Origin of the sequence: Frankia umida, from assembly GCF_023242945.1 — a bacterium.
Lineage (GTDB): Bacteria > Actinomycetota > Actinomycetes > Frankiales > Frankiaceae > Frankia > Frankia umida.
The window spans coordinates 1-261 of sequence record NZ_JALKFT010000136.1; the positions used below are offsets into that span (position 1 = coordinate 1).

At 63.2% G+C, this 261-nt stretch carries 1 protein-coding gene; it reads left to right on the top strand.

Annotation, left to right across the window (positions count from 1 at the left end; genetic code table 11):
- Positions 1-29: 29 nt before the first annotated feature.
- A partial coding sequence (locus MXD59_RS26130; RefSeq protein ID WP_248827221.1) for a helix-turn-helix domain-containing protein occupies positions 30-261 on the top strand: 232 nt, incomplete at its 3' end.

The window sequence follows — 261 nt, forward strand, 5'->3', positions numbered from 1 at the left end:
CGTGTATTCTGTCAGGTGTGGGAAGTCGGGTGGTGAAGCGGGCGTACCGCTACCGTTTCTACCCGACTCCCGGCCAGATGGAGAACCTCGCGAAAACGTTCGGTTGTGTCCGCTACGTGTACAACCGGGCGCTTGCCGAACGGCGCCGGATGTGGTCCCAGGAACAGCGGCGGATCAGCCATGCGGAAACCGATCTGATGCTTACCGGGTGGAAACGGGGCCCGGACACTCTGTGGTTGGCCGAGCCGTCGAAAGGCCCGC